The 3,930-nt window shown below is 34.0% G+C and carries 2 protein-coding genes; one reads left to right on the forward strand and one right to left on the reverse strand.

The features are described from left to right. Nucleotides 1–1,704: 1,704 nt before the first annotated feature. Complete coding sequence (locus BN338_RS08365) at nucleotides 1,705–3,333, reverse strand: MFS transporter (protein WP_039760953.1); 1,629 nt, start codon at nucleotides 3,331–3,333, stop codon at nucleotides 1,705–1,707. Nucleotides 3,334–3,647: 314 nt separating this feature from the next. On the opposite strand from BN338_RS08365, the gene rpsO reads away from it, so the two are divergent. Next, complete coding sequence (rpsO, locus tag BN338_RS08370) at nucleotides 3,648–3,917, forward strand: 30S ribosomal protein S15 (RefSeq protein ID WP_005774142.1); 270 nt, start codon at nucleotides 3,648–3,650, stop codon at nucleotides 3,915–3,917. Nucleotides 3,918–3,930: the final 13 nt, after the last annotated feature.

Raw genomic sequence — 3,930 nt, forward strand, 5'->3', positions numbered from 1 at the left:
TCATAATAGATTTGGCTTTGATTTATTTTTTGAGAGGTATTTTTTTTGCACCGTATTTATGGAGATAAAACTGAAGATGATAGAGGCATAATTCTTGATTTCAAGAATGGGAAAAGTTGGTATGATACTTTAAAAAGTNTTTTTTTAANATTTCTCAAGCTCATTTCGCCATGATGCTCATGAATGGTGTAATGCACACGCTGTTGAGCGCTACATCTGTGTGTTTCATAAAAGGGTAAGCAACATCATCATACACTTTGCCATCCCCTAATGTTAAAACCCTCGTATTTGAAAAGCTTCATAACAGGCTTTTTATTCCTCAATCGTTTTTACACACACGCTAGCCCCGTTTGTAATGTGCAAGAAAATAAGTTAGATTGATTTAACCTAAACAAATTTGAAATGAGATAATCCTATGATATTGGGGAATCTTACATTCAACATGAAAAACAAAAATTTATTCTTATAATTAATTGTTTTTCAATCATATTTATTGATATCCGATCTTAAAATCTCAGAAATTAATATCCTTCTAAGCCACTATTTTAGTCATTACAAAATACATATATACAATCTATTTTTGCTAAGAGAATTATTTAGAATAGGACAACTCAAATCTTAAAATTTAAACACCAAGATGATGTTCTCCAACTATCTGTCTCATAAAAATCGATCGTTTCCCCCTACAAATGGTATAATTACTCTTACAATCGACCATTATTCTAATTGTCATAAATATTATGCAAAGAACTTGTAAACACATCTGTAAAGAATAAAAAATTTTAAAGCTTGATATCTTATTGTTGTTTTTTGTATCAAATAAAAAACTGATACATCTCTTCAGTCTATTGTTGGTATATTTTTTGTTTCATGGCTTTTTTTACCTGATAAAATTGTACTTTTGCTCTTTATTTTAAATCAATATGCAATCCTGATGCTGCTATATATTCGAAACAAAGATTAAAATATTTTAGTATTTTGTAAATAGTTCCAACTTTCTATATCGGATATGATTAGGCATATATCTATTTGAGTAATATTTAAAAAGGTAAAACAGCTTCATTTGAAAAAAATATGAAACCATAAAGAAAGAAAACTATTTTTATCCCTTTAATTTGGCTTTACCTTTTAAATAATGGAGATGATGCATTATTTATATCATTCCTTTATTTCTCTTTGTCCGTAAATATAGTTATCTTTCATTCAAAGTAGAACGCCCAAAACAGAAAATTGTTGTACGACTTATTCACACGCTTTTTTAAAAAACATTTCTCAATACACTCGAGCCTATTTCACGATAGCTTTCGTAAAGTGTATAAAATCCATTGCGTATCACTCCATCTTTTATGCACAATAAAAGTACAAGCCGGTATCATAATCCTATTTTTCAATTTAAAATGTCGCAATAAACCTTAGCAACGAATATAATTCATCAAAAATCATTCTTTTTCTATCATCTTTCTCATCCTTACTTCACTTGTAGCGTACAAAAAATGATTTGGATTGATTCAATATAAATAAGATCAATCGATTTAAAATGAGAGAAGTTTAAGGATTTTTAGGCTATTACTCAACATTATAATGATAAAAAACATTATAAATCAATTGATTAATAATTAAATCATTGTTTTTTTGTGTTTGTGCTAACCAATGGATCAAAAGAATATGACCATATTTAATATTTTACAAAAAACTGCTTTATCCCTAAGGGAGATGATCAGGAGGGACTTTTAAAAGCATCTCATTGGCTTGAGGGATTGTCTGTCGTTCAATCATGCGGTGCACTCTTATACCGTTAGGAGAACAATTTAAATGACGCAAACACTTATTCACTTCAGCATCCGCTTTTGTACGACGATGATTATGGCGTAAATAATCTACCCATGTTGGCATATGATAAGCCTCTGTCCAATATTCAGGTCTTTCAAGATCTCGTAAAAGGACCCATTGACGTGCACCATCACGTAAACGAATATGGCGTCGACGCGTCATCACTTTGAGAAACTCTTCCAGATCATTTTCATGAATTTGATAATCGATCATTATCATGATTGGGCCACTTCTTGCTTTTAGGTCGAGTAAGAGTTCTGGCTCTCTAAAATGATCAAGAGGATTCAAATCTATTTGAGGAATTTCTTGAATTCTAAACTTTACCCCTGCAAGAGCCCCAACAATCAAGAATAGAGAACAAATACTTAAAGCAATTGTTGGAGAATAACCATCAGCTAAAATTCCCCAGATTGCACTCCCAATAGCCATCCCCCCATAAGATGCCGTTTGATAAAGAGCTAAAGAACGTGCAACAACCCAGCGTGGTGTCGAGAGTTGTACAGATGTATTAAACAATGATAATGCCAAAACCCAACATAAACCTGCAGGAAATAAAGCAATATGGCTTATAATCAGTGAACGACTTATTCCCAATAAAAAGCAAGAGAAGGCAAAACCAATAAATGCACTTGCAATAATCGTTTCTGAACGAAAATGATGCCGTATAAATGCATTAATAATCCCCGCTGTCATGGCTCCTAACCCAAAGCAACCAAGCAATGTACCATAAAGAAAAGCACTTCCTCCGAGAACTTGATGTGCAACAATTGGCAGAAGAGCTAAAATCGAAATTGCTCCTATACCAAAAAGAAACGCTCGAACCATTATGTTCAGGAGATTAGGTGACATCGCAACATAACGCAGACCATCTGAGACAGCCCCTAATAGTCTTTCTCTTGGCAATGGGTTGTTTTCATAGTTCAGTTTCCAGAAAAATAATGCACCAATAAGAGGGATATAGCTTATAGCATTAAACAAAAAAGCAGCAGATGCCCCCAAAGTTGCAATGATGGTCCCTCCAATAGCGGGACCAACACTTCGCATCAAATTAAAGCCGACACTATTCAAACTAACAGCAGCAGGAATATTTTCCCTGCTCACAATATCTCCTATCGTTGCTTGCCAAGAAGGATTATAAAAAGCTGTGCCACATCCAATCAAAAACGTGAAACATAACAAAAGCCAAGGTGTTAGAAATCCCACATAGGCTAAAACAGATAAACCCATGGATATAACCATCATCATAATCTGTGCGCACAACATAATTTGACGCCGATTAAAATTGTCTGCTAATGCCCCTGCCATCAAAGAAAACATAACAAGTGGTAATGTTGTCGCACTTTGAACAAGCCCAACCATGGAATGCGAAGAACTAATTAACGCCATTAACCACCCTGCCCCAACAGCCTGTATCAGCCCCCCTAAATTAGAAATAAGAGTCGATGACCATAAATTTCGAAATACCGAATTACGAAAAAGTTTTAATGTTGAAATGCTCTGCATCTTTTTCCTCCAAATCGGTACTTATCGCTTTTCTTATCACATACACTCTCATAATCTTTGTCTCAAAAGGATGCATAAATCTTTAAAAGACTTCTCATAAAACCCTATTTAAATCAATATTTCAAAACAAAAACCTTTATTTAAAGAAAGACTTCAAAATGCTTATCAGGACTAGTATTTTAACCTTCTTTCCTATATAAGAGCAAAAATAGGCAAGAGTCTTTGACCCTTCTTATTTCCTCGCAGACCCTAGCTGAACGACATCTCGGCTATGGGTGACTTTTGGTTTCTTCGTTTTTTGAAAGGATGATACGATGTCGATTACAGCTGAACGTAAACAAGCTCTTGTTGCAGAATATGCAAATAAAGTTGGTGATACAGGATCACCAGAAGTACAAATTGCTGTACTTTCTGAACGTATTTCTAATTTAACAAACCATTTTAAATCTCACAAAAAGGATAATCATTCTCGTCGTGGTCTTTTAAAGATGGTGTCTCAACGCCGGCGCCTTCTTGATTATCTTAAAGGAGTTGACCAAAACCGTTATCAGACACTTATCAAGAAGTTAGGTTTGCGTCGCTAAAAGAAAAATAGGA

It is taken from the genome of Bartonella queenslandensis AUST/NH15, assembly GCF_000312585.1.
In the GTDB taxonomy this organism is placed as follows: Bacteria; Pseudomonadota; Alphaproteobacteria; order Rhizobiales; family Rhizobiaceae; genus Bartonella; species Bartonella queenslandensis_A.

Bases quoted from the DNA above. Each gene is read 5' to 3' on its own strand.
- BN338_RS08365 (WP_039760953.1), bottom strand. From the start codon at position 3,333: ATGCAGAGCATTTCAACATTAAAACTTTTTCGTAATTCGGTATTTCGA.
- rpsO (WP_005774142.1), top strand. From the start codon at position 3,648: ATGTCGATTACAGCTGAACGTAAACAAGCTCTTGTTGCAGAATATGCA.